General features: G+C 54.8%; 22 protein-coding genes. 10 read left to right on the top strand and 12 right to left on the bottom strand.

What is annotated here, in order from left to right; all coding sequences use genetic code 11:
- Positions 1 to 56: 56 nt before the first annotated feature.
- Both NA986_RS13570 and NA986_RS13565 read right to left on the bottom strand, forming a co-directional pair.
- Positions 57 to 899, bottom strand: coding sequence for a 23S rRNA (adenine(2030)-N(6))-methyltransferase RlmJ (locus NA986_RS13570; RefSeq protein WP_000954235.1), 843 nt, complete (start codon positions 897 to 899; stop codon positions 57 to 59).
- Positions 900 to 1,019: 120 nt separating this feature from the next.
- Positions 1,020 to 1,463: a hypothetical protein gene (locus NA986_RS13565; RefSeq protein ID WP_031618999.1), complete on the bottom strand. Its 444-nt coding sequence runs from the start codon at positions 1,461 to 1,463 to the stop codon at positions 1,020 to 1,022.
- Positions 1,464 to 1,740: 277 nt separating this feature from the next.
- Between NA986_RS13565 and NA986_RS13560 the strand changes: the two genes are divergently transcribed.
- The 3 genes from NA986_RS13560 to rsmJ all read left to right on the top strand — a co-directional run bounded on the left by NA986_RS13560 (position 1,741) and on the right by rsmJ (position 5,364).
- On the top strand, positions 1,741 to 2,394 hold the full coding sequence (locus tag NA986_RS13560) for a hypothetical protein (RefSeq protein ID WP_000469190.1): 654 nt from the start codon (positions 1,741 to 1,743) through the stop codon (positions 2,392 to 2,394).
- A 162-nt stretch (positions 2,395 to 2,556) separates the two neighbouring features.
- Positions 2,557 to 4,599 carry an oligopeptidase A gene (prlC, locus tag NA986_RS13555; RefSeq protein WP_000184178.1) on the top strand — a complete coding sequence of 681 codons (2,043 nt, stop codon included), beginning with the start codon at positions 2,557 to 2,559 and terminating at the stop codon, positions 4,597 to 4,599.
- Between the two features lie 6 nt (positions 4,600 to 4,605).
- The gene (rsmJ, locus tag NA986_RS13550) at positions 4,606 to 5,364 is read left to right on the top strand and encodes a 16S rRNA (guanine(1516)-N(2))-methyltransferase RsmJ (protein ID WP_023216703.1); all 759 of its coding nucleotides are present in this window, start codon (positions 4,606 to 4,608) and stop codon (positions 5,362 to 5,364) included.
- 91 nt (positions 5,365 to 5,455) lie between these two features.
- Here rsmJ and dtpB read toward each other — a convergent pair whose 3' ends face one another.
- Positions 5,456 to 6,928, bottom strand: coding sequence for a dipeptide/tripeptide permease DtpB (gene dtpB, locus NA986_RS13545; RefSeq protein ID WP_001098275.1), 1,473 nt, complete (start codon positions 6,926 to 6,928; stop codon positions 5,456 to 5,458).
- Positions 6,929 to 7,252: 324 nt separating this feature from the next.
- Positions 7,253 to 7,687 carry a universal stress protein UspA gene (uspA, locus tag NA986_RS13540; protein ID WP_000323565.1) on the bottom strand — a complete coding sequence of 145 codons (435 nt, stop codon included), beginning with the start codon at positions 7,685 to 7,687 and terminating at the stop codon, positions 7,253 to 7,255.
- A gap of 387 nt (positions 7,688 to 8,074) precedes the next feature.
- Between uspA and uspB the strand changes: the two genes are divergently transcribed.
- Positions 8,075 to 8,410, top strand: a complete 336-nt coding sequence (gene uspB / locus NA986_RS13535) for a universal stress protein UspB (protein WP_000626193.1) — start codon at positions 8,075 to 8,077, stop codon at positions 8,408 to 8,410.
- A 140-nt stretch (positions 8,411 to 8,550) separates the two neighbouring features.
- Here the strand turns inward: uspB and pitA are convergent, their stop codons facing one another.
- Entirely contained in the window at positions 8,551 to 10,047 is a 1,497-nt protein-coding gene (pitA, locus tag NA986_RS13530; protein ID WP_000902764.1) for an inorganic phosphate transporter PitA, read from the bottom strand.
- 230 nt (positions 10,048 to 10,277) lie between these two features.
- Between pitA and NA986_RS13525 the strand changes: the two genes are divergently transcribed.
- From NA986_RS13525 to NA986_RS13510, 4 genes are all read left to right on the top strand, one after another.
- Entirely contained in the window at positions 10,278 to 11,474 is a 1,197-nt protein-coding gene (locus NA986_RS13525; protein ID WP_000439234.1) for an NAD(P)/FAD-dependent oxidoreductase, read from the top strand.
- Positions 11,475 to 11,779: 305 nt separating this feature from the next.
- The gene (locus NA986_RS13520) at positions 11,780 to 12,847 is read left to right on the top strand and encodes an HlyD family secretion protein (protein WP_000359836.1); all 1,068 of its coding nucleotides are present in this window, start codon (positions 11,780 to 11,782) and stop codon (positions 12,845 to 12,847) included.
- Positions 12,844 to 15,585 (top strand): ribosome-associated ATPase/putative transporter RbbA, encoded by a 2,742-nt coding sequence (gene rbbA, locus NA986_RS13515; RefSeq protein ID WP_000202922.1) that lies wholly within the window; start codon positions 12,844 to 12,846, stop codon positions 15,583 to 15,585. Before NA986_RS13520 ends, rbbA begins: the two co-directional genes overlap by 4 nt.
- Positions 15,585 to 16,709, top strand: a complete 1,125-nt coding sequence (locus tag NA986_RS13510; RefSeq protein ID WP_001214764.1) for an ABC transporter permease — start codon at positions 15,585 to 15,587, stop codon at positions 16,707 to 16,709. The genes rbbA and NA986_RS13510 overlap by 1 nt, the downstream gene beginning before the upstream one ends.
- A 102-nt stretch (positions 16,710 to 16,811) precedes the next feature.
- Here the strand turns inward: NA986_RS13510 and nikR are convergent, their stop codons facing one another.
- From nikR to NA986_RS13495, 3 genes are all read right to left on the bottom strand, one after another.
- Complete coding sequence (gene nikR / locus NA986_RS13505) at positions 16,812 to 17,213, bottom strand: nickel-responsive transcriptional regulator NikR (protein ID WP_001190057.1); 402 nt, start codon at positions 17,211 to 17,213, stop codon at positions 16,812 to 16,814.
- 91 nt (positions 17,214 to 17,304) lie between these two features.
- Positions 17,305 to 17,883, bottom strand: a complete 579-nt coding sequence (gene acpT / locus NA986_RS13500; RefSeq protein WP_023216702.1) for a 4'-phosphopantetheinyl transferase AcpT — start codon at positions 17,881 to 17,883, stop codon at positions 17,305 to 17,307.
- 51 nt (positions 17,884 to 17,934) lie between these two features.
- Positions 17,935 to 18,984, bottom strand: a complete 1,050-nt coding sequence (locus NA986_RS13495) for an AI-2E family transporter (RefSeq protein ID WP_000179588.1) — start codon at positions 18,982 to 18,984, stop codon at positions 17,935 to 17,937.
- 89 nt (positions 18,985 to 19,073) lie between these two features.
- Here NA986_RS13495 and NA986_RS13490 point away from each other — a divergent pair, with 89 nt between their 5' ends.
- The gene (locus NA986_RS13490; protein ID WP_077677850.1) at positions 19,074 to 20,333 is read left to right on the top strand and encodes an MFS transporter; all 1,260 of its coding nucleotides are present in this window, start codon (positions 19,074 to 19,076) and stop codon (positions 20,331 to 20,333) included.
- Positions 20,334 to 20,336: 3 nt separating this feature from the next.
- Here NA986_RS13490 and NA986_RS13485 read toward each other — a convergent pair whose 3' ends face one another.
- Together NA986_RS13485 and NA986_RS13480 are read right to left on the bottom strand one after the other, a co-directional pair.
- Positions 20,337 to 20,894: a DcrB family lipoprotein gene (locus tag NA986_RS13485; protein ID WP_198889135.1), complete on the bottom strand. Its 558-nt coding sequence runs from the start codon at positions 20,892 to 20,894 to the stop codon at positions 20,337 to 20,339.
- Positions 20,895 to 20,966: 72 nt separating this feature from the next.
- Complete coding sequence (locus NA986_RS13480; RefSeq protein WP_001518097.1) at positions 20,967 to 21,632, bottom strand: 7-cyano-7-deazaguanine/7-aminomethyl-7-deazaguanine transporter; 666 nt, start codon at positions 21,630 to 21,632, stop codon at positions 20,967 to 20,969.
- 169 nt (positions 21,633 to 21,801) lie between these two features.
- Here NA986_RS13480 and tusA point away from each other — a divergent pair, with 169 nt between their 5' ends.
- On the top strand, positions 21,802 to 22,047 hold the full coding sequence (tusA, locus tag NA986_RS13475; protein WP_001541054.1) for a sulfurtransferase TusA: 246 nt from the start codon (positions 21,802 to 21,804) through the stop codon (positions 22,045 to 22,047).
- Positions 22,048 to 22,070: 23 nt separating this feature from the next.
- Here the strand turns inward: tusA and tcp are convergent, their stop codons facing one another.
- A complete protein-coding gene (gene tcp, locus NA986_RS13470; protein WP_000789682.1) occupies positions 22,071 to 23,714 on the bottom strand; it encodes a methyl-accepting chemotaxis citrate transducer in 1,644 nt (547 codons plus the stop codon).
- A gap of 196 nt (positions 23,715 to 23,910) precedes the next feature.
- Positions 23,911 to 26,109, bottom strand: a complete 2,199-nt coding sequence (gene zntA, locus NA986_RS13465) for a Zn(II)/Cd(II)/Pb(II) translocating P-type ATPase ZntA (RefSeq protein WP_023216700.1) — start codon at positions 26,107 to 26,109, stop codon at positions 23,911 to 23,913.
- Positions 26,110 to 26,120: the final 11 nt, after the last annotated feature.

Genomic DNA, 26,120 nt, shown 5'->3' with positions numbered 1-26,120 from the left:
GCCAAAATATTCGCGATTGTATACCTGAAGGTGAAAGGTTCCACCGATGGCTGTGATTACTCCGGCACGATCCAGCTTACCGAAGTGTGTCCGTGACCGTTTGGCGCCAACCTGCTGTGCAGCCACGGTAGCACGTTGTTCATCTGCTGCTCCAGTTTCCACGGCGGGTTAACCACGATCATACCGGACGCCGTCATCCCGCGCTGATCGCTGTCCGGGCGGATCGCCAGCTCAATTTGCAGGATTTTACGGATGCCAGTGGCCTCCAGCTCATGAATCATGCGCTTAATTTGCTGGCGGAGTACCACCGGATACCATAGCGCGTATGTCCCGGTGGCGAAACGTTTATAACCCTCGCTGATGCCGCTGACTACCGCCTGGTAGTCGGTTTTCATTTCATAAGGCGGGTCAATGAGGATCAGACCGCGGCGGGAAACCGGCGGTAATTTGGCTTTCAGTTGCTGATAGCCGTCAGCGCGTTCCACACGGGCGCGGTTGTCTTTTTGAAACTCCGCGCGCAACAGTGGGAAGTCGCTGGGATGCAATTCCGTGAGTTGCAGACTGTCCTGCTCACGCAGCAACTGGCGGGCGATTAACGGAGAGCCCGGATAGTAGCGTAACTGCCCGCTGCGGTTGAAATGTTTTACGACGCTAATATACGGTTCCAGTTCGGCGGGCAGATCGTCCTGCTGCCAGATACGGGCGATGCCTTCCAGATACTCTCCGGTACGTTCAGCATGTTCGCTGCCCAACTGATAACGCCCCGCGCCCGCGTGCGTGTCCAGATAGAGAAACGGTTTTTCTTTCTCTTTTAGCGACTCGATGATCAGGCTCTGAACGGTATGTTTAAGGACGTCGGCGTGGTTGCCAGCGTGAAAGCTGTGACGATAACTGAGCATGGATGCAGATATTCCGGGAAGTAAACAAGTTAGCCGATAGTTTACCGCAGATCCGTAGAGATTACCGCTCTTGCGCTTTTATCGCCGTTGGCCAGGAGGAAAAACAAGTAGGCTGTGGCGTCAGAGCGTAAATAACGTCAACGAAGTGATGCAGGCGTCTGGATTGGCCTGTTTTACGGTCTTAAGGAAGGTGGCAAAATTTCGATTGAATAGGGTGTAGTTATGAAGGAAGCGCGTCTGTTTTCTTTGCCCTTCCGCTGTTATCCAGTCGACTGACCAGACTGAACGACCACTGACTCTCGTTGTTCCCGGTTTCGCCTCAATGATGCTGGTGAGTGGTATCGCGGTGGTGATACCGTCCGCGACTTCATAGAGGTACTGCATGTCAAAGTAGTAATCCGCGTTATAGCTGCGAGAACTGCCAAATTTTCGCAGCAGCAGCGAAGAAGATGAAATTAATTTACGGCCATCTTGCAGATGCTTACTCCGACGGAAAATTTTTCGCCCAGGGAAAATAAAGAAAACAATAAATATCAGTACAATAACCTGTAATAACGTGGTCATATACAATCCTTGTATTCCAGAAACGAAAAAGTTGAGAATATTATACATGGGCAGTTTGCGCAAAAATGACAGCGATTGATGCCACGGCCCTGTTTTCAGAAAAACGCCCATGAAAAACCTATCTGAATTTAACGCTAATCATGCCGCGACGCGTCCACCGACTTACCCCTGTCGGGTCTTATTCTGAAATCGTTTTTATTATGATGATAGTGCTGGTTTTACCTTGTTTATTTGATTAAAACGATAGCGCTAATAATAGAAAAGAAAGGATTCATTGATGTTCCATTATGGAAAATGTGTCGTTCGCACGCTGTTTTTATTACTGGTTTGCTGTTCGCTGTCGGGCTGTCTTTCATTTGGGCTGATACTTGCCACCGATAAAGATGGCAATCGTCATCAGTCTACCTGGAAATCGGATACCGTTACCGCGCTTTCCTTAGGTAAAGATAGCAACGGGAAAACGGGCTGGGTGTTTGTTGGCGAACATTTTGACTACCTGTTGACTCAGGGCGGCGATAATGTGGTGGCGCTGTTAAAAGATGCGACTATTCGCCGGGATAAAATGCGAGTAAAGGATGGTGTTAAATTCCTGATTGATACAGATAAGAAGGAGTTTACGGGTGAAGTCAATGTGACTTACGCCTGGGTGGACGAGAAAGATAAACTGGCAGCGGTAGGCTATGGGTTTATTTGTGCAGACGGCGCGGTAAATTGCACGCTATCCGTCATGGACCTGAAGGGGACTATCCATCAGAAAAATAAAGATCAGAGCGTTACTCAGCAGCTAGCGTTTTACCATCCTTTCACCGTTGAGTTCTATCAGTATCAGCGCAGTATGTCCGGGGCAAAATTTGGCAGAGTGTTGCTGCCGGTAACTTTGGCGCTGGATATTGTCACTATGCCGCTACAGCTACTGATCTTCAGTCGTTAAAATTGGATTCAGCAGCAATGCCTACGTTCGGATGCTGGCGTTGCTGCACGGGTGAAATGAGCGCCCACCATCATTGAAATTCCCCCAACTATCCCCCATTCTAGATCCATAGCGAAAGCGCGATAGAGCGCTTCATTTCTTTTTTAGACCAGGACTGCGCATATGACCAATCCATTACTAACGTCTTTTTCACTGCCGCCTTTTTCTGCAATTAAACCGGAGCATGTGGTGCCTGCGGTCACCAAAGCGTTGGCCGATTGCCGGGCGGCGGTAGAAGGCGTTGTGGCGCATGGCGCGCCGTATAGCTGGGAAAACCTCTGCCAGCCGTTGGCGGAAGCCGACGATGTTCTGGGGCGTATTTTCTCGCCAATTAGCCACTTAAACTCGGTGAAAAATAGTCCGGAGCTACGTGAAGCCTACGAACAGACGCTGCCGCTGCTGTCTGAATACAGCACCTGGGTTGGGCAACATGAAGGACTGTACAACGCGTACCGCGACCTGCGCGACGGCGATCATTACGCCACTCTGAATACCGCGCAGAAGAAAGCGGTCGATAACGCGCTGCGTGATTTTGAACTGTCCGGCATTGGCCTGCCGAAAGAGAAACAGCAGCGTTACGGCGAAATCGCCACTCGCCTGTCTGAGCTGGGCAACCAGTACAGCAATAATGTGCTCGATGCCACCATGGGCTGGACGAAGCTCATCACCGACGAAGCCGAGCTGGCGGGAATGCCGGAAAGCGCGCTCGCCGCCGCTAAAGCCCAGGCGGAAGCCAAAGAGCAGGAAGGTTACCTGCTGACTCTGGATATCCCGAGCTATCTGCCAGTGATGACCTACTGCGACAACCAGGCGTTGCGTGAAGAGATGTATCGCGCCTATTCCACTCGCGCCTCCGACCAGGGGCCGAACGCCGGTAAGTGGGATAACAGCCCGGTGATGGAAGAAATTCTTGCGCTGCGCCATGAACTGGCGCAACTGCTGGGCTTCGAAAATTATGCCCATGAGTCACTGGCCACCAAGATGGCGGAAAATCCGCAGCAGGTGCTCGATTTCTTAACCGATCTGGCGAAACGCGCCCGTCCGCAGGGGGAAAAAGAGCTGGCCCAGCTGCGCGCCTTCGCCAAAGCCGAATTTGGCGTTGAGGAGCTGCAACCGTGGGATATCGCGTACTACAGTGAAAAGCAAAAACAGCACCTGTACAGCATCAGCGATGAGCAGCTACGCCCGTACTTCCCGGAAAACAAAGCCGTGAACGGCCTGTTTGAAGTGGTGAAACGTATTTACGGCATCACCGCCAAAGAGCGTACTGATGTTGATGTCTGGCACCCGGAGGTGCGTTTCTTTGAACTGTATGACGAAAATAACGAGCTGCGCGGCAGCTTCTACCTTGACCTGTACGCGCGCGAACACAAACGCGGCGGGGCGTGGATGGACGACTGTGTCGGCCAGATGCGTAAAGCGGACGGCACATTGCAAAAGCCGGTCGCTTATCTGACCTGTAATTTCAACCGTCCGGTGAACGGTAAACCCGCTCTGTTTACCCATGACGAAGTGATCACCCTGTTCCACGAGTTTGGTCATGGCCTGCATCATATGCTGACCCGCATTGAGACCGCCGGGGTCTCCGGTATCAGCGGGGTGCCGTGGGACGCGGTCGAACTGCCAAGTCAGTTTATGGAAAACTGGTGCTGGGAGCCGGAAGCGCTGGCGTTTATTTCCGGCCACTATGAAACCGGCGAGCCGTTGCCGAAGGAACTGCTGGATAAAATGCTGGCGGCGAAAAACTATCAGGCGGCGCTGTTTATTCTGCGTCAGCTGGAGTTCGGTCTGTTTGATTTCCGTCTGCATGCGGAATTTAATCCGCAGCAAGGAGCGAAAATTCTTGAGACGCTCTTTGAAATCAAAAAACAGGTCGCCGTGGTGCCGTCACCGACATGGGGCCGTTTCCCACATGCGTTCAGCCATATCTTTGCTGGCGGCTATGCGGCAGGCTACTACAGCTATCTGTGGGCCGACGTACTGGCGGCGGACGCTTATTCCCGCTTTGAGGAGGAAGGCATTTTCAACCGTGAGACCGGTCAGTCGTTCCTTGATAACATCCTGACTCGCGGTGGTTCTGAAGAGCCGATGGAACTCTTTAAACGCTTCCGTGGCCGTGAACCACAGCTGGACGCGATGCTGGAGCATTACGGGATTAAAGGCTGATTTTACGTGCAAATCTGCTTAATGGATGAAACGGGCGCCACAGACGGCGCCTTATCTGTTCTGGCTGCCCGCTGGGGACTGGAGCATGACGAAGACAATCTAATGGCGCTGGTGATGACGCCGCAACATCTGGAGCTGCGCAAGCGCGACGAACCGAAGCTCGGCGGCATTTTCGTCGATTTTGTCGGCGGCGCGATGGCCCATCGACGTAAGTTCGGCGGCGGGCGCGGCGAAGCGGTGGCGAAAGCCGTCGGTATCAAAGGCGATTATCTGCCGGATGTGGTCGATGCCACGGCGGGGCTGGGGCGCGATGCGTTTGTGCTGGCGTCCGTCGGTTGCCGCGTGCGGATGCTGGAGCGTAATCCGGTAGTCGCCGCGCTGCTTGATGACGGTCTGACGCGCGGCTACGCCGATGCGGATATTGGCAGCTGGCTTCAGGAGCGTTTGCAGTTGATTCATGCTTCCAGCCTGACGGCGTTAACCGATATCACGCCGCGCCCGCAGGTGGTCTACCTCGATCCGATGTTTCCTCACCGGCAGAAAAGCGCGCTGGTGAAGAAAGAGATGCGGGTGTTTCAGTCGTTGGTGGGGCCGGATTTAGACGCCGACGGACTGCTGGAACCGGCGCGTCAGTTGGCGACCAAACGCGTGGTGGTCAAACGTCCCGATTATGCGCCGCCGCTGGCGGATGTCGCGACGCCCAACGCCATCGTTACCAAAGGGCATCGGTTTGATATTTATGCCGGAACCCCTCTGACGGAGTAACGGATTGCCCGATGGCGTTGCGCTTATCGGGCCTACGATTCTCAATTATTTGTAGGCCGGATAAGGCGTAAGCCGCATCCGGCACTGAGTATTACTGTTCGGTACCTGGCGTATTAATCATTCGGTTTAACCACGGCACCATAATGGCCATCACCACGGTGACCGCCAGCGTTACCAGACCAATTTTGCTAAAGACGCCGGTATAAATTGGCAGCGTCTGTAACGGATCGGTGATGTTTTCCGGTACGGCAGTGAAGGTCGCCACATAACCGCCGAGCAGGAAGGCGGCGGCCTGGGTCAGGAACCACATTCCCAGAATAAAGCCCATCAGATGCTGCGGCACCAGAGCGGCGACCATCGCCAGCCCCAGCGCGCTAATCAGCAGCTCGCCCAGACTCTGGAACAGATACACCAGCACGATAAACCACGGCGACGTCAATCCTTGCGCATCGGCAAACCACATCCCGGCGGCGGCGGCGGTCAGAAAACCCAGCGCGCAGAGGAACATGCCGAGCGTAAACTTCATCGGCATAGTTAGATCTTTGCCTTTGCTACCCAGTCGGGTGTAAATCGCTGCCAGTACCGGACTGGCGACGACCACCCAGAATGGGTTCAGCGCCTGAAAACTCACCGGGTTAATGGCGAATCCAAGAATTTCATGATGCACGTTATTAATCGCAAAGAAGTTCAGCGAGGTAGGCATCTGCGCATACAGAATGTAAAACAGCACGGCTTCAATCATCAGAATAAACGCCACGAACATTTTATTGCGGCCGGTTTTATCCAGACGAAACGCTTCGCGAAAGAAGAAAATAGTGACGACGATAGAAAGGACGATGAGCACCAGATTGGCAATCTTAACGTTGTGCATCAGCCAGGCGCAGAGGAAAATCATGACGACGGTGCCGAGTAGTACCAGCAGCAAATTGCGAAAACGTAGCGGTTTATGATCCGGTTCAGAACCGATATTTTTCACCATGCCACGGCAGGCGAAGTACACCAGAAGCGCAACAATTAAACCAGCGCCGCACAGATTATAGGTCACCGCATAGCCAAATTTATCGGCAATCACCGGCGCCAGCGATAGCGATAACAAAGAACCGATGTTAATCGACATATAAAACAGGGTGAAAGCGCCATCCAGCCGGGGATCTTTAGGCTGATAGCATTTAGAGAGCAGGCTGGCGGGATTGGCTTTAAATAACCCGTTGCCCACGGCAATCGTACCCAGTGCGATAAAAATCAGATCGGGATTTAATAGCGACATGCCGGTCATAAAATAGCCAATCGCCAGCACAATTGCGCCCAGGACCAGGGTGCGTTTAGTCCCTAACAGATGGTCGCCAACATAGCCGCCGATGGAGATCAGGCCATAAACCAGCGCCGCAAAAGCGCCAAAGGTAATAAAGGCCTGTTCCTGAGAAAAACCCAATTGTTTAACGAAAAAGACCGCCAGGATGCCCTGGACGCCGTAATAGCCAAATCGTTCCCATAATTCTACAAAAAAGATCATGAAGAATGGACGAGGTTGCTGCAGCAAGCCCGTAGGTGCAGTTGTATTCATATTCCTTCGCCTTTTAATGCCATCCCGAAACGTATGAGCGCGTATATCAAAACGCGCCGAAAAGACTTACCCTGATATAGACTGCGGTTATTAGCCTGATCAATAGGTTATTATACAAATGATACGCAAACTAATTAGTGGATCACACTAATTATGTTTGGTGTGATGGAATGATGTACTGAGTACTGCGAAGAAGGGGGGATAAACAAAACGCCCACATAAGCGGGCGTTGTTGTTGATAGCCGGAATTTGCCTGATGGTTCAGGCCAACCTGATTGACTATAGACCAGATGCGGTCTTAGCCGCCAGCCGGCACGGCAAGTATTACTCTTCTTCGTCGCGCAGCGGAACAATCAGCATGTCAACGTGAACGGTGTTGATCAGCTGGCGCGCAGAAGACATCAGTTTGCTCCAGAAGTCCTGGTGATGACCGCAAACGACCAGATCCATATCGTATTTCTTGATGGCGTCAACCAGCACCTGGCCCAAATCGCCGCTACCGCTCAGGGTTTCAGTGATAGGGTAGCCAGCGTTGGTAGACAGCTCGGTCAGCGCGTGGTGGGTTTCTTCGGAGATACGTTTCTGCATATCGCCCAGATTGACGTCAATCAGACCGGTGTACAGGTCAGAATAATTCACGTCAACGTGGATGAGGGAGATTTTCGCGTTGTAGGGGCGCGCCATAGAGACCGCTTTTTCAACCAGAACTTTACTTTCCGGGGAGAGATCAACTGCGATAAGAATGTGTTTATAAGCCATAGTGTTACTCCTTCCATAAGTTGTCGATGACCATTGAGCTACTGGCGTTTCTTATGCCGCCGCGTCACCCGCGTCCTGCGAACTCTATGCGCGGGGCTAGCTCAGCCGTTTACCATAACTATCCTTACATTATAGCGACCAGGATAATCCGTCAATCTGCCTTGCTTGCCAGTTAGTTAAACAAAATTTTCAGGGAATTGCATTGATAGTGATTAACCTTCTGGTAAAAAAATTAACTGATCTCCTACAATGTGTATAAGAGCCGTTCGAATGCGGAGCGCTAATATGGACGGCTTTCGTAGTACTCTTTCACTGATTGTCTGGCAGGGTATCGGGGAGCGGTAGTCCCGGAGAGGAACTCCGTGGGCGGGTCGCCGGGGAGGAGATATGATAAGCACCGTCTCACTATTCTGGGCTTTATGTGTCGTTTGCATTGTTAATATGGCGCGCTATTTCTCATCGCTACGCGCACTGTTAGTGGTACTTCGTGGTTGCGATCCTTTGCTCTATCAATATGTCGATGGCGGCGGCTTCTTTACCACGCATGGTCAGCCCAACAAACAGGTGCGCCTGGTATGGTATATCTACGCTCAGCGCTATCGCGATCATCATGATGAAGAATTTATTCGCCGTTGTGAACGCGTGCGCCGCCAGTTTCTGCTGACCAGCGCGTTATGCGGTTTAGTGGTGGTGAGCTTGATTGCGCTCATGATTTGGCACTGAATAAAAAAAGCGGGCCAGTTTCCTGACCCGCTCGTATTAGATAAGCCTCCCGGATGACGCCGCTTGTAGCGGCCTGTCAGGCCTGTGTCGTTTCATCCTGACAGGCCGGATTAGCGACAGCGCTATCCGGCCCATTTGGCTTAAATAATCTTCAGGGAAAGCCAGTACAGCACGCCGGAAAGAATAATCGCCGCCGGTAACGTAAATACCCAGGCCATCAGAATGCTGGTCACGGTTTTACGCTGCAACCCGCCGCCATCAACGACCATGGTTCCCGCCACTGAAGAGGAGAGTACGTGAGTGGTAGAAACTGGCATACCGGTGTAGCTGGCAAGACCGATAGAGACTGCCGCCGTCATCTGCGCCGACATTCCCTGCGCATACGTCATGCCTTTTTTACCAATTTTCTCGCCGATAGTGGTCGCCACGCGACGCCAGCCGATCATCGTACCAATACCCAGCGCCAACGCCACTGCCATAATGATCCACACCGGCGCATACTCAATGGTGCTTAACATATCGGTCTTCAGCTTTTTCAGCAGGCGCTGGTCATCGCTGCTTACGCCAGGCAATTTCACGACTTTATCGGTCGTGTCGGAAATGCACAGCATAATGCGACGCAACTGACTACGCTGTTCAACGCTTAACTTGTCGTAGCTTTCCACGTTTGCCAGCATCCCTTTCGCACGGTTAAGCGCGTTAATGGTGTTAGCCGGATGGCAGTGGAATTCAGTCGGTTCAGTCGCGCCCGGTTCCGGAGACGGAATCAGTTGGTCAACGCCGGTGACGGCTTTCAGCAGGTCAGGACGCTGCTCAAAGTACGTTTCGACATTGTTGATAGCATCGCGCGTACGGGTGATTTCGTAGCTGGAGGCATTCATATTGACCACGAAACCCGCAGGCGCGACGCCAATCAGCACCAGCATGACCAGGCCAATGCCTTTCTGACCATCGTTCGCGCCATGCGAAAACGCCACGCCGATAGCTGAGAGGATTAGCGCGATACGCGTCCAGAACGGCGGCTTTTTCTTGCCGTCTTTCTTTTCACGTTCGGCTGGCGTCAGGTGGATACGGGCGCGTTTCTTAGTACCGCTCCAGTAGCGGCGCAGCAAGAAAATCAGACCGCCGGCGAATACCAGACCGACAATAGGGGAGATAATGAGTGAACCGAAAATATTGATAACTTTCGGGATGTTAAGCGCATCCACCACTGACGTGCCGGTCATCATCGCATTGGTTAAACCGATGCCGATAATGGCGCCAATCAGCGTGTGGGAACTGGACGCCGGCAACCCGAAATACCAGGTGCCGAGGTTCCAGATAATCGCCGCCAGCAACATGGAAAAGACCATAGCGAGGCCGTGCGCGGAACCCATGTTGAGCAGGAGATCCGTTGGTAGCATATGCACAATGGCATACGCCACGCTGAGACCCCCCAGCAAAACGCCAAAAAAGTTAAACACCGCCGCCATGACAACCGCCAGCTGCGAACGCATCGCACGGGTGTAAATCACGGTTGCGACTGCATTGGCTGTGTCATGGAAGCCGTTAATCGCTTCGTAGAACAGCACAAAAGCCAGAGCAAGCAATAATAAAAGCCCGGTATGTAAATCCAGGCCAGCAAACAAATGTAGCATAGGACGTTACGCCATTTTGAGGACATGAACGCGGCGCATTATCAGTGACTTTGGCGGCGCGGGCAAAGTGAAATATAGACTTTTTTTGATGTACTTCGTGCTTTGTTTGATGTCACTAAAGAATTATCTTATATATTTCAGATAAATACCATTTTCAGGCGCTTTTCGCGCTGGTGCGACCACTGAGGAAACTTTACAATTCCCGCCCGAATTTGAGAGAGGAAGGCGACGTGGAAAGGTTTGATGCCGTTATTATAGGCGCTGGCGCAGCGGGCATGTTTTGCGCCGCGCAGGCAGGACAGGCGGGTAGCCGCGTGCTGCTCATCGATAATGGCAAGAAGCCAGGACGTAAAATCCTCATGTCCGGCGGTGGGCGCTGCAACTTTACTAATCTTTATGTTGAGCCTGCTGCGTATTTGAGCCAGAACCCCCATTTTTGTAAATCAGCGTTAGCCCGCTATACCCAGTGGGACTTTATCGATCTGGTCGGCAGGTATGGGATAGCCTGGCATGAGAAAACGCTGGGACAGCTTTTTTGCGATGATTCCGCCCAACGCATTGTCGATATGCTGGTTGCCGAGTGCGACAAAGGCGGCGTAACGATGCGCCTGCGTAGCGAGGTACTGAGCGTCGAGCGTGATGAGTCGGGTTTCGTACTGGCGCTGAACGGCGAGACGGTGACTACGCAAAAGCTGGTGATTGCCAGCGGCGGCCTGTCGATGCCGGGGCTTGGCGCATCGCCGTTTGGCTATAAAATCGCCGAACAGTTTGGTCTCAAGGTGTTGCCGACGCGCGCCGGGCTGGTGCCCTTTACGCTACATAAGCCGCTGTTAGAACAGCTCCAGACGCTGTCTGGCGTCTCTGTGCCCTGCGTAATTACCGCCCGCAATGGCACGGTATTTCGGGAAAACCTACTTTTTACCCATCGTGGGCTGTCCGGCCCCGCCGTTTTACAGATTTCCAGCTACTGGCAACCGGGAGAGTTAGTGAGCATTAACTTATTGCCGGACCTCTCGCTGGAAGACGTTCTCAATGAACAGCGTAACGCGCATCCGAACCAGAGTCTGAAGAACACGCTGGCGATGCATCTGCCGAAACGGCTGGTGGAGTGTTTACAACAGTTGGGGCAGATCCCGGATGTATCGCTCAGACAGTTGAACGTTCGTGACCAGCAGGCGTTGGTTGACACGCTTACAGCCTGGCAAGTGCAGCCTAACGGCACCGAAGGCTATCGGACAGCGGAAGTGACGCTGGGCGGTGTGGATACAAACGAACTATCATCGCGGACTATGGAAGCGCGCCGCGTGCCGGGTCTCTATTTTATCGGCGAAGTGATGGACGTCACCGGCTGGTTGGGCGGCTATAACTTCCAGTGGGCGTGGTCGAGCGCCTGGGCCTGCGCGCAGGATTTGGCGGCAAAACGCTAAGTACCATTACAAACAATAAGCGAATAGACATCCCGGACAGAGGTGTTAGTATCGATTTATAGCAGTTATGAGTATGCGTGTTTCATTTACGGCCAGGAACGCTGATGATGACAACATTACTCCCTCTTTTCCGGGTACCTACATCATTCACTCCCTTTGACGGCGAGCGCTTCATCGGCGTCTGTTCGTCGTCTGGCCCCTTTTCTTTTTTCATTCTTATCCCGAATGGAAACCCCCGCTGAGCGCACGCCCGGCGGACTTTGTGACACGCATGGTTAGACAACAGGGATTACGGCGGGTCGATTATGGACAAAATGAAGCGTCATCTGGTGTGGTGGGGAGCGGGGATTCTTGTAGCGGTGGCCGCGATAGCCTGGTGGATGCTGCGCCCTGCGGGAATACCGGAGGGATTTGCCGCCAGCAACGGCAGAATTGAAGCCACCGAAGTGGATATTGCCACTAAGATTGCCGGGCGTATTGATACCATCCTCGTTTCGGAAGGGCAGTTCGTTCGTCAGGGCGAGGTGCTGGCGAAAATGGATACCCGCGTACTGCAGGAGCAGCGGCTGGAGGCGATTGCGCAGATTAAAGAGGCCGAGAGCGCAGTTGCCGCCGCCCGCGCCTTGCTGGAGCAACGCCAGAGTGAAATGCGCGCCGCGCAGTCGGTCGTCAAACAGCGGGAAGCTGAGCTGGACTCCGTCTCTAAACGTCACGTGCGTTCCCGTTCGCTGTCGCAGCGTGGCGCGGTATCTGTACAACAGTTAGATGACGATCGCGCGGCGGCGGAAAGCGCGCGCGCCGCCCTCGAGACCGCCAAAGCGCAGGTATCTGCGGCAAAAGCGGCGATTGAGGCGGCGCGTACCAGTATTATCCAGGCGCAAACGCGCGTGGAAGCGGCGCAGGCGACCGAGCGGCGTATTGTCGCCGACATCGACGACAGCGAATTAAAAGCGCCGCGCGATGGACGCGTGCAGTACCGCGTTGCGGAGCCGGGCGAAGTGTTATCGGCTGGCGGCCGGGTGTTGAACATGGTCGATCTCAGCGACGTTTATATGACATTTTTCCTGCCGACCGAACAGGCGGGGTTGTTGAAGATCGGCGGCGAAGCGCGACTGGTGCTGGACGCCGCGCCGGATCTGCGTATCCCGGCGACGATCAGTTTTGTCGCCAGCGTGGCGCAGTTCACGCCCAAAACCGTGGAAACCCACGATGAACGGCTGAAGCTGATGTTCCGCGTCAAAGCGCGTATTCCGCCAGAGCTGCTGCGACAGCATCTGGAATATGTCAAAACCGGTTTGCCGGGAATGGCCTGGGTTCGTCTGGATGAGCGCGTGCCCTGGCCTGACGCTCTAAGCGTGAGGCTGTCGCAATGACGTCGCTGACGCTGGTGCCTGTTCCTCCCGTGGCGCAGCTTGAGGGGGTGAGCCAGCATTACGGAAAAACGGTCGCGCTGAACAATATCACGCTGGACATTCCCGCCCGTAGTATGGTCGGGCTGATTGGTCCGGACGGGGTGGGTAAGTCGAGCCTGCTGTCGCTGATTTCTGGCGCGCGGGTGATTGAGCAAGGGAACGTTATCGTCCTGGGCGGCGATATGCGCGATGCGAAACATCGCCGCGACGTCTGTCCGCGCATCGCCTGGATGCCGCAGGGGCTGGGGAAAAACCTTTATCACACATTATCGGTTTATGAGAACGTCGATTTTTTCGCTCGTCTCTTTGGTCATGACAAAGCTGAACGCGAAGCGCGTATTACCGAGCTGCTGAACAGCACCGGCCTGGCGCCGTTTCGTGACCGTCCTGCCGGGAAGCTGTCCGGTGGGATGAAACAAAAGCTGGGGCTGTGCTGTGCGCTGATTCATGACCCGGAATTGCTGATTCTTGATGAGCCTACCACCGGCGTGGACCCGCTCTCCCGCGCTCAGTTCTGGGACTTAATCGACAGTATCCGCCAACGGCAGACCAATATGAGCGTGTTGGTCGCAACGGCCTATATGGAAGAGGCGGAGCGTTTTGACTGGCTGGTGGCGATGAATGCGGGCGAGATACTGGCAACCGGCAGCGCGCAGCAACTGCGGGCAAAAACCCATAGTGCGACGCTGGAACAGGCGTTTATCGCCCTGTTGCCAGAAGCGCAGCGCCAGGCGCATAAGCCAGTGGTGATCCCGCCGTATCACGCTGAGCAGGAAGAGATTGCCATTGAGGCGAAAGATCTGACCATGCGCTTCGGTAAGTTCGTCGCGGTTGACCATGTTAATTTCCGCATTCCGCGCGGCGAGATTTTTGGCTTCCTCGGTTCAAACGGTTGCGGCAAATCGACCACCATGAAAATGCTGACCGGTCTGCTTCCCGCCAGCGAAGGCCAGGCCTGGCTATTTGGCCAGCCGGTGGACCCGAACGACATCGATACTCGTCGCCGGGTCGGGTATATGTCGCAGGCTTTTTCGCTCTATAACGAACTCACCGTGCGGCAGAATCTGGAACTTCATGCCCGCCTGTTTCATATTCCGCCAGCGGAGATCCCGGCGCGCGTCGCGCAGATGATCGAACGCTTTATGCTAACGGAGGTGGAAGATACGCTCCCCGCTTCGTTGCCGCTCGGTATCCGCCAGCGTTTATCGCTGGCGGTAGCGGTGATCCATCGCCCGGAAATGCTGATTCTTGATGAGCCAACGTCCGGCGTTGATCCGGTCGCCAGGGATATGTTCTGGCAGCTTATGGTCGATCTTTCGCGTCAGGATAAGGTGACGATTTTTATCTCGACCCATTTTATGAATGAAGCGGAACGTTGCGACCGAATGTCATTGATGCACGCCGGTAAAGTGCTCGCCAGCGGTACGCCGCAGGAATTGGTGCAACAGCGGGGCGCGGCCAATCTGGAAGCGGCGTTTATCTCCTGGCTACAGGAAGCTGCGGGAGCGGCGCCTGAAACCCCAATACCGCCATCCCAGACGCCCGCCGCGTCAGGTAAACCGTCGCGGCAGGGATTGAGCTTCCGGCGTTTGTTCAGCTACAGTCGCCGCGAAGCGCTGGAGCTACGCCGCGATCCGGTACGCTCGACGCTGGCGCTGCTGGGAACGGTAATTCTGATGCTGATTATGGGCTATGGCATCAGTATGGACGTGGAGAACCTGCGTTTTGCCGTACTCGACCGCGATCAAACCGTCAGCAGCCAGGCATGGTCGCTCAATCTGGCGGGATCGCGCTATTTTATCGAACAGCCGCCGCTCGCCAGCTATGACGAGCTTGACCGGCGGATGCGTTCGGGAGAGTTGGCGGTTGCCATTGAGATCCCGCCTAATTTTGGCCGCGATATTGCTCGCGGTACGCCAGCGCAGATTGGCGTCTGGGTGGATGGCGCCATGCCCAGCCGCGCCGAGACGGTGAAGGGGTACGTTCAGGCGATGCACCAAAGCTGGCTGCAGGAGGCGGCAAGTCGTCAGCCGAACCCGGTTAAACAGGCCGGGCTGCTCAACATTGAAACGCGCTATCGCTATAACCCGGATGTGAAAAGTCTGCCCGCTATCGTTCCGGCGGTCATTCCGCTGCTGCTCATGATGATCCCGTCAATGCTTAGCGCCCTGAGCGTGGTGCGGGAGAAAGAGCTGGGGTCGATGATTAATCTGTACGTAACGCCGACGACGCGCAGCGAATTTTTGCTGGGTAAACAACTGCCGTATATCGCGCTGGGTATGCTGAACTTCTTGCTACTGTGCGCGCTGTCGGTCTTTGTGTTCGGCGTGCCGCTGAAAGGCAGCTTTCTCACGCTTACCCTCGCGGCGCTACTTTACGTCATCATCGCCACCGGTCTGGGGCTGCTGATCTCCACGTTTATGAAGAGCCAAATCGCCGCTATTTTTGGGACGTCGATTATTACCCTCATTCCGGCAACACAATTTTCCGGCATGATCGATCCGGTGGCTTCGCTGGAAGGGCCGGGAAGATGGATCGGCGAGATCTACCCGACCAGCCATTTTCTGACGATCGCGCGCGGGACGTTTTCCAAAGCGTTGGATCTGTCCGATCTCTGGCCGTTATTTATGCCGTTACTGATTGCCGTCCCGGTGGTGATGGGTCTGAGCATTCTGCTGCTGAAAAAACAGGAGGGGTAATGCGCGGATTACGTAATATTTATAACCTCGGCGTTAAAGAACTGCGCAGTCTGCTGGGCGACAAAGCGATGCTGTCGCTGATCGTCTTCGCCTTTACGATTTCGGTTTACTCCTCCGCTACCGTCCTGCCCGGTTCGTTGCATCTTGCCCCTATCGCCATCGCCGATATGGATCAGTCACAGTTGTCGAACCGTATTGTGAATAGTTTTTACCGCCCGTGGTTTCTGCCGCCGGAGATGATTACGGCAACGGAAATGGATGCCGGACTGGATGCCGGACGCTATACCTTTGCGGTCAATATTCCGCCGAATTTCCAGCGTGATGTGCTGGCCGGACGTCAGCCTGATATTCAGGTTAACGTCGATGCGACGCGCATGAGCCAGGCGTTTACCGGCAACAGTTATATCCAGAATATTATTAGCGGCGAGGTCAACAGCTTTGTGGCGCGCGCGCGGGGAGATAACGTTCAGCCGGTGTCGCTGGAGATTCGGATGCGCTTTAACCCGAATCTGGACCCGGCGTGGTTTGGCGGCGTGATGGCGATTATCAACAACATTACCATGCTGGCGATAGTGCTGACCGGATCGGCGCTGATCCGCGAGCGAGAACACGGCACGGTAGAGCATCTGTTGGTGATGCCGGTCACGCCCTTTGAGATCATGATGGCAAAAGTGTGGTCGATGGGGCTGGTCGTGCTGGTGGTTTCCGGTTTGTCTTTGATGCTGATGGTGAAAGGCGTACTTGGCGTACCGATTGAAGGATCGATCCCATTGTTTATGTTGGGCGTGGCGCTGAGCCTGTTCGCCACCACTTCAATTGGGATTTTTATGGGCACCATCGCCCGTTCGATGCCGCAACTGGGGTTATTAATGATTCTGGTACTGTTGCCGCTACAAATGCTTTCCGGCGGTTCCACGCCGCGTGAAAGTATGCCGCAGGCGGTGCAGGATATTATGCTGACCATGCCGACGACGCATTTTGTCAGCCTTGCCCAGGCTATTCTTTATCGCGGCGCAGGTTTGAGTATCGTCTGGCCGCAGTTCCTGACCCTGCTGGCGATAGGCGGCGTGTTCTTCCTGATAGCGCTGTTACGCTTCAGAAAAACGATTGGCACAATGGCGTGAACATTATTGCCGGATGGCGGCTGCGCCTCATCTGGCCTACAAACGACAGACGTGCGAACGTAGGCCGGGCAAGCGAAGCGCCCCCGGCAAAGCGCTGGGGCGTTAGTCTTCTTTCGGCAAACACTGCAAGTGGCCGTGGCGCACGCCGCGCTGGGCGATAACATCATCGGCAAAATGCTGTACGTCGCCCATATCGCCCTTCAGAACGGCGATCTCCAGACAGTCATCGTGGTTGATATGGACGTGCAGCGTGGCGACGGATAAATCATGATGATGATGCTGGGTAGAGACGATGCGGCTGGCTAAATCCCGTTTCTCATGTTCATAAACATATGAAAGTACCGCGAAACCCTGTGTACCGTGTTCCTGGGTGGCCTCCTGCGCCAGAGCGCCGCGCAAAATATCACGGATCGCTTCGGAGCGATTGTTATAGCCGCGTCGCTGGCTCAGGCTGTCCAGCGTTTCCAGTAAATCGTCATCGAGGGTGATGGTGACACGTTGCATCTGACTTAAACCTTTTGGTATGGCGCGTCGGCGCATGGGAAGCTCCGCATTTTGTAACACACGTCCGCCGCCAGAGGGAAAAATTAATGTGTCATAACGCTTTTGTTATCGTCTGCGGCGTCAGCGTAAACGGTGTGGGGGTACAGACTGCCAGACTGAGCGTCTCAAGCTGACACTGGCTGACCGACAAGGCAGAGGGCAACGTGCTGTCCACGCTGACGATTTGCCAGGCGCTGCCGCCGCGTTGTTTTACGATAGCTTCTTTACGCGTCCAGATACGCCAGAAGGCCGTCAGTTGTCGCTCCGGACGTTCCGCTTCCATTTCAGCATGTTCGCCGAGGCTGAATACCGCATTTGCCAGCGAACGCCAGTTATCGCGCGGGCGGATCACTTCAATATCGCAGCCGACTTCACCTTCGTCGCTAAGCAACAGAGCAATAGTGTCGCCGCTATGGCTGAGGTTAAACCACAGCGGCGTTCCGGCGGAAAAAGCCGGTTTACCCTGTTCGCCATACACCATCTCCGGTAGCGGCGAGAGCGCACGGGAAAGCAGCACGCGCCCGGCCAGCCAGCTTGCCCGGCGAACGCCCTGCGGCGCCTGAGCGATTAACGCGTCGGGCAATTGACCTGCGCTTAATGTTGACACTTTTCCCAGAACGATCTGGTACATATCAGGACCAACGTTGCCTATGAAGAAGAGGAGATTGTAGCATCTGTCGCCTCATCCCGGTAAACGGCTTTTCGGTCGGCCTGGCCCCAGCAAGATCGCCAGTTTGCTGCCGCCTTTAGTGGTTTCCATCCAGATTTTGCAGACGCTGGTCAAAGGAACGGACAAGAGCATCCCGACCGGGCCTAATAGCCATCCCCAGACCAATAACGAAAGAAATACCACCAGCGTGGACATTCCCAGACGATGGCCCATCATGCGTGGCTCCATAATGTTGCCAATCACCATATGGACCACCAAAAAGAGCGCGCCGACCAGTACGCACTCGTAAAAGCCGTTAAATAACAGCGCCTGAATCATGGGGGGAACGGCGGAAATCACCGAGCCGATATTAGGAACGTAATTGAGCAAAAAGGCCAGTACGCCCCACATTAGCGCAAACTGAATATCCATTAACGCCAGCCCCAGCCAGATAATCGCGCCCGTCCATAGACTGAGCAGCGTTTTCAGCGCCAGATAATGCGAGACGCCTTTCAGGGCGCGGTGCAGGCCGGCAATATGAATTTGTGGATTGTTTAGCGCGAAACGTAATTTATAAGGCACGTGACGCACCTCAAACAGCATAAAAACCACGGTCATCACCAGCAGCACAATGCTTGCCATCGCGCCCGATACGCCGGTCATTAATGTTGTGGTGAAGAGCATGATTTTATCGGAGTCCATCCCGCGGAGCATACGTTCCGGCGACATATGTAAATTCAGGAAGGGCATTAACTCCTGAAGGTGTAAGACCTTACGCGTCAGCTCCTTGCTGTATTTAGGCAGCATCGCGATAAATTCATTAAGCGATGCGGCAAGCACACCCACCAGCGCGGTAAGCACGATCAGCATGACGACCACCACGATAGTAATCGCCAGCGGTCGCTTCACGCCCCGACGAATAAACCAGGTCACTAATGGGTTAAGAACGATGGCAAAAAAGAGCGCCAGCAAGAGTTGTACAATAATATCCGCCGCGGCATGAATCCCGGCGAGAATAATAACCAGGGAGGCCAGTTTCAGCAGAATATGCATACCCGTTTTGTCGGGTTGAGCGGTTGCCATGAAGTTTTCCTTGTTGTGTTTTTTTCTAAGTGTAGCGGCTGCCCTGATACCGATAATCTGAATCTCACTACTGATTTTCACCGCGCGCCATGATAGAAAAGAAAACATGTTGTAAAAATGCGGTGATACTCATGCCCGAACCCGTCGCTGAACCGGCGCTAAACGGATTGCGCCTCAATCTGCGTATTGTCTCCATTGTGATGTTTAACTTTGCCAGCTACCTGACCATCGGCCTGCCGCTCGCCGTCTTGCCCGGCTATGTGCATGATGCGATGGGATTCAGCGCGTTCTGGGCGGGGCTTATTATCAGCCTGCAATACTTCGCCACTCTGTTAAGCCGTCCCCATGCCGGGCGGTATGCGGATGTATTAGGGCCAAAAAAAATCGTTGTCTTTGGCTTATGCGGCTGTTTTTTAAGCGGACTCGGCTACCTGCTGGCGGATATCGCCAGCGCCTGGCCGATGATCAGTTTGTTGCTACTGGGGCTGGGTCGCGTGATTTTAGGGATTGGGCAAAGTTTTGCCGGCACCGGTTCGACACTATGGGGCGTCGGCGTCGTCGGGTCGTTGCATATTGGTCGGGTCATCTCCTGGAACGGTATCGTCACCTACGGCGCAATGGCGATGGGCGCGCCGCTGGGCGTGCTGTGTTATGCCTGGGGCGGGTTACAGGGACTGGCGCTAACGGTGATGGGCGTGGCGCTGTTGGCGGTACTGTTAGCCCTTCCACGTCCGTCGGTGAAGGCGAACAAAGGCAAGCCGCTGCCGTTTCGCGCGGTGCTGGGGCGTGTCTGGCTGTATGGTATGGCGTTGGCGCTGGCCTCGGCAGGGTTTGGCGTCATCGCGACGTTTATTACCTTATTTTATGATGCTAAAGGTTGGGATGGCGCCGCCTTTGCGCTCACGTTATTTAGCGTCGCGTTTGTCGGCACGCGTTTGCTGTTCCCTAACGGCATCAATCGTTTAGGCGGGTTGAATGTCGCCATGATCTGCTTTGGCGTGGAGATTATTGGTCTGTTACTGGTGGGAACGGCAGCCATGCCGTGGATGGCAAAAATCGGCGTTTTACTCACGGGGATGGGGTTTTCGCTGGTCTTTCCGGCGCTGGGCGTGGTGGCCGTCAAAGCCGTGCCGCCGCAGAACCAGGGCGCGGCGCTGGCGACCTATACCGTCTTTATGGATATGTCTTTGGGGGTTACCGGGCCGCTGGCGGGGCTGGTGATGACCTGGGCGGGCGTGCCGGTGATTTATCTGGCGGCAGCCGGGCTGGTAACGATGGCGCTATTGCTGACCTGGCGCTTAAAAAAACGGCCTCCGTCTGCACTGCCGGAGGCCGCATCATCATCGTAAAGGTTACTTAATAACCAACGTATTGATGATGTTTTCAGCCGTGGTTTGCGCTTTTTGCTGATTGTCCGCAGGCAGCGTGACCTGAATCGTCAGCAATTGGTTATCCACTTTGCCCAGCACGATGGAAGAGTACGCCGTCTGGCCCTTCGCGGAGATAATGCTGTCCAGTTGTTGCAACATATGGCCTTTGAGCTCAATAGACTTATTGGTAACGACCTGAAGCTGCGGGTCACGGCTACGCTGTTGCTCAAGCAGGCGGTTCGCCAGCACCGGCAACGCTTCATCGGTATTATCGCCGACGATAACAATCACCGCTTTCTGGCCCGTCGGGTCAGAATAAACGTGCATATTATTCGCCTGGGTGCCCAGCTTACCGCTTTGATCGGTCATATCCGCCGGCAGTGAGAAACTGAGTTTGCCATCCATCAGGCTGATGGGCTGACCGGAGGCCTGGCTTTCTGCGGCGGCGCTTTCTGCCGACGCTTTTGTATCGTTGTTATCACAGGCCGCAAGCCCCATAACCAGCAGGCCAATACCGGCATATTTAACCAAATTGCGCATTGACTTCTTCCTTTCGATAAACGGCCATAACGGCTCATTCGCTCATCTTATCACAACTCGGAAAACGAACCTTTAACTTGCCGGTAATGGGGAAATTTCAGATTTATCTGCCAGCTTTTTCAGCAACATATTCAGTAGAACGCCGTACATCGGCAGGAAGAAAATAATGCTGATGAGCACCTTAAAGCAATAATCCACTAGCGCAATTTCCATCCAGTGCCCGGCCATAAAGGCATCGGGGCTTCGCCAGAACGCAATGAAGAAAAAGGCAAGGGTATCGCTGATATTGCCAAACAGCGTTGAAGCGGTCGGCGCCAGCCACCAGCGACGATTTTGGCGCAGGCGGTTAAACACATGGACATCAAGGATCTGTCCCAGCGCGTAGGCCATAAAGCTGGCGGCGGCGATACGGGCGACGAACAGATTAAAGTTCGCCAACGCGGCGAAACCTTGCCAGGCGCCCATATAGAACAGCGATGACACCACATATGACACCAGCAGCGCAGGGATCATGACGGCGAAGATAATGCGGCGCGCCAGCGGTGCGCCAAAAATACGCACGGTAAGATCGGTGGCGAGAAAAATAAAAGGAAAACTAAACGCGCCCCAGGTCGTGTGGAAACCAAAAATAGTGATGGGGAGCTGCACCAGATAGTTACTGGAAATGATCACCAGTAAATGGAATAGCGATAGCCAGAACAACGCTTTTACGCGCTGTGATTGTGTAAACGGAGTCATATTGTGACCTTTTTGTTGGATGGGGTGAGGGAACCCAATAAAGAACCGCCGCATAATACTGTTTTGCGCTGGCATTGCAATGGCTAATTTTCACGCAATCGTTAACCTGCCTGGCTTACTGACGAAGATGGGCGTAAAATATCGCCGTTTTTCTACCATTGAGACGAAGATGAGCGATCTGTTTTCCTCCCCTGACCATACGCTTGACGCCCTGGGGCTGCGTTGCCCTGAACCGGTAATGATGGTGCGCAAAACGGTGCGCAACATGCAAACTGGCGAAACATTGCTGATTATCGCCGACGATCCGGCGACGACGCGTGATATTCCGGGGTTCTGTACCTTTATGGAACACGATTTGCTGGCGCAAGAGACGGAGGGTCTGCCGTACCGCTATTTATTGCGTAAAGCGCATTAACCGCACGGCAGATAGCATTCTGATTAGAAGCTTTCCCAGTTCGCCTGTTCTGCGGCGGGCTGTGGCGTTAAACCTTTGCTTAACGGCGTCGGCGACGCCTCCCGACGAGGCTGTTTCTGGATGCGGAACGCGGCGACCGCCTGACGAAGTTCGTTAGCCTGATCTTCCAGCGCCGCCGCCGCTGCTGCGGATTCCTCTACCAGCGAGGCGTTTTGCTGCGTCACGCTGTCCATTTCCGATACCGCCTGCGCCACCTGTTCAATGCCTTTGCTTTGCTCATCGGAGGCAGAGGCGATTTCGCCCATAATATCGGTCACGCGGGTCACGGCGTTAACGATCTCTTTCATGGTTTCTCCCGCTTCGCGTACCTGCGTAGAGCCGGTATCAATGCGCGACACGGAGTTTTCAATCAGCACTTTGATCTCTTTGGCGGCCTGCGCGCTACGGCTGGCCAACGTGCGTACCTCTCCGGCCACGACCGCGAATCCTCGCCCCTGTTCGCCGGCGCGGGCGGCTTCTACCGCGGCGTTCAGCGCCAGGATATTAGTCTGGAAGGCGATACCGTCAATCACGCTGGTGATGTCCACGATTTTTTCCGAGCTTTCGGCGATATCGTTCATGGTGCTCACTACGTTATCCACCACGCGTCCTCCTTTACGCGCGGTTTCTGATGCGGTTTTCGCCAGACCCGTCGCCTGTCGTGCGTTATCGGTGTTTTGCCGTACCGTGGCGGTTAACTGTTCCATGCTGGCGGCGGTCTCCTCCAGCGCCGAGGCCTGCTGTTCGGTACGGGAAGAGAGGTCGCTGCTGCCGGCGGAAATTTCGCCTGCGCCAGTATAGATAGAGTCTGCGTTATCGCGCACCGCGCTGACGGTACGGATTAACGACTGCTGCATCGTTTTAAGACCGGCGGCCAGTTGGCCCATTTCACTGCGTCCTTCGGCCTCTATCTCATGGGTAAGATCGCCGTCGGCGATAGTTTGAATGTGCGCCATAATCCGTTGCAGCGGGCGGAGTAGAACGCGTTGCAGCCCCAGCCAGATAAACGCCAGCACGATGAGTACGATAAGTAGAATTATCCCCAGCGTCCATTGCATCTGGGTAAAACTGCTCTGATTCTGATCGCTGGCTAATTTTATTAATTGCGCATTTTGAGAGAGCCACTGGTCATATACCTGCTCCATGTCATCCTGCGCTTTTTGCGCGTCAAGGTTGCCATAGGCGGCGTAATTATCGGCTTTAAGATAGTGGATAGACTGCTGCAAAACGTCATACATCTGCTTAAAGCTGGCTTCGGCCTGGGCATCCAACGCCGGATCTTTTCCCGCGATCGCTTCGGAGTTCACGTAGTTGTTGAAATGTTTTTCCGCTTCGTTGAGCGACGCGCCAGCGTTGGTTAACAGCGTGTTCATGGCGTCCAGCGAGGCGGGATCGCGCTGATTTTTTAACATGCGTATCGCCACGCGGTTAATGGTGACGCGGGTTTCGATCAATGTCTGAAAACTGCCGCCCAGTTCCTGTTGTTGGTAACTCAGCGCGCTCGCATTCTGGAAATTCAGCCGATCGCTGCTGACGGCGGAATAAAACAGTATTCCTGTCACCAGCAATAAGGCGCTAAATATGCCCAGCGTCGCGATAACGCCGGTGATGACTTTGATATTTTTCATAGTGCCTAACATTCCTTATTTTGTAGACGGTATGATCAATATCGGTTGGATAAAAATTAACCTTACATCAAATCACGCTATTTCTGATTAATGGTTTGATAAGTAATAGAAAATAAATAATTTTCGCGTGAATAATATGAACAAAGAAAGGAATATCGCGGGATAACCCGGCGACATGCCGCCGGGTGGGAGAAGATTAGTTTTTACGCAGCAAACGTAGCGCGTTGGCGGTCACCAATACCGTGGCTCCCGTATCCGCCAGGATTGCCAGCCATAGCCCGGTAAAACCAAGTAGCGTCGTCACCAGGAAAATAGCTTTCAGCCCCAGCGCAATGGTGATGTTCTGCCGGATATTCGCGTGGGTAGCGCGCGCCAGCGTAATCATCTGCGCTAACCCGCGCAGACGGTTATGAGTAAGGGCGGCGTCAGCCGTTTCCAGCGCGACGTCAGTACCGCTGCCCATCGCAATTCCGATACTAGCGGCTTTCATCGCGGGCGCATCATTAATGCCGTCGCCCACCATCGCCAGCGGAGCTTGTTGGTTAAGGGCGGTGACTGCCCGCACCTTGTCTTCCGGCAGTAGTCCGGCTTTAAATGCCAGATCCAGCTCGCCGGCAATCGCTGCCGCCGCCCGTGGGTTATCGCCGGTCAGAATCACGCCGTTAACGCCTAACTGATGCAGGTCGCGGATGGCGTCGCGCGCATCGTCACGCAACGTATCCTGGAGGGCGAGGACGCCAAGTACGGTCTCGTTACGCAGCACCAGAACCACCGTCTGCCCGGCGTTTTCCAGTTCGCTAATTTGCCCGGCAAACGCTGCCGCAGGCTGTTTTCCCGCCGCGCAAATCAGAATTCGTTCGCCGTTAACCTGCGCTTCAATCCCGGTGCCGGCCAGCGTTCGCTGCGATTCCGCCGTCGGGATCGCCAGATCGCGTGTCTGCGCTTCGCGGACAATAGCCTGCGCCAGCGGGTGCGTAGCGCCTTGTTCTACGGCTGCCGCCAGCGCCAACAGTTCAGCTTCGCTGATACCGCTTGCCGGATGAATCGCCGTCACCCGTGGTTTACCGATGGTCAACGTACCGGTTTTATCAAAGGCGACCTGCGTGATACGGCCCAGTTGCTCCAGCGCTGCGCCGCCTTTAATCAATGCGCCGCGCCGTGCCGCTGCCGCCAGCCCAGAGGTAATGGCCGCGGGCGTGGAGATCACCAGCGCGCACGGGCAACCGATTAATAGCAGCGTCAGCCCTTTATAAATCCACTCCTGCCAGCCGCCCTCGAACATCAGCGGCGGAATAAGCGTCACCAGCAGCGCGATGACCATAATGACTGGCGTATAGATGCGGCTGAAACGGTCAATAAACCGCTCAATGGGCGCACGGCGCTCTTCCGCCTCTTCAATCAGCGTCAGGATACGGTCAATCGCGCTGGCGCCAGGTTCAGATAACACCTCCAGGGTGACGAGACGGTCAACGCTGGTCGCGCCTGCCGGGACTTTGTCGCCCGTTGCGCGCTCCACAGGGATAGACTCGCCGGTGAGCGCGCTTTCATCAAAGCTGGCGAAACCGGAAACCAGTTTACCGTCGGCGGGTAAACGCCCCCCGGCGGCGACTTCGATAATATCGCCCGGTCGCAGGGTATTAATCGCGACCTCTTCCCGCACGCCGTCGCGCAGACGGGTCGCCGTTTCCGGTTTAAGCGCCATTAACGCGCTGACGCCTTTACGGGCGCGGCTGGCGGCCCATCCTTCCAGGCGCTCGCCGATGAGGAACAGCAGCAATACCATTGCCGCCTCCGCCGTCGCGCCAATAAACAGCGCGCCAATGGCGGCGACGCTCATCAGCGTTTCAATAGCGAACCAACTGCCGCTTTTCATCAGCCGCAGCGCCTGGCGGGCAATAGGATACAGACCGACCAGGGTGGTGGCGATAAAGGCCAGTTGGCCGAACGGGTGGTTAAATTGCTCCAGCCCCCAGCTTATCGCCATCATAATGATCAGCGTAATAAGCGGCAGGTTCTCTTTAAGACGAGATTCAGGCGCGGCGTCGCGAGAATCTTCGCTACGCAAGGTATAACCCGCCTTCTGTACGGCGTGTTCAATTTGCGCGCGGAGGTCGGTGTCGGCATCGACCACTAACTTTTCGGTGGCGAACAGCACTTGCGCCTGGTTGACGCCGCGAATTTGGCGGACCGCATTCTCCACTTTTCGGGCGCAGGCGGCGCAGTCCATGCCGGAGATTTTCCAGGTATAGCGCGTGCCTGCCACGGCAGTAGAAACAGGCGCGCTGGACGCGCAATGTTCTTCGCAGCAGCAGCTATCGGCCTTCTGTATTGCCGGGGCTAATCTGAAGGAGGTAAAGGGCGGGACTTTTTTGCCATCGGTATCAGGGGTCGACATAACGTCCTCCG

The organism is Salmonella sp. NW177 (genome assembly GCF_051811585.1).
GTDB classification, from domain to species: Bacteria; Pseudomonadota; Gammaproteobacteria; order Enterobacterales; family Enterobacteriaceae; genus Salmonella; species Salmonella enterica.
This window is presented reverse-complemented; position numbering and strand designations above follow the sequence as displayed.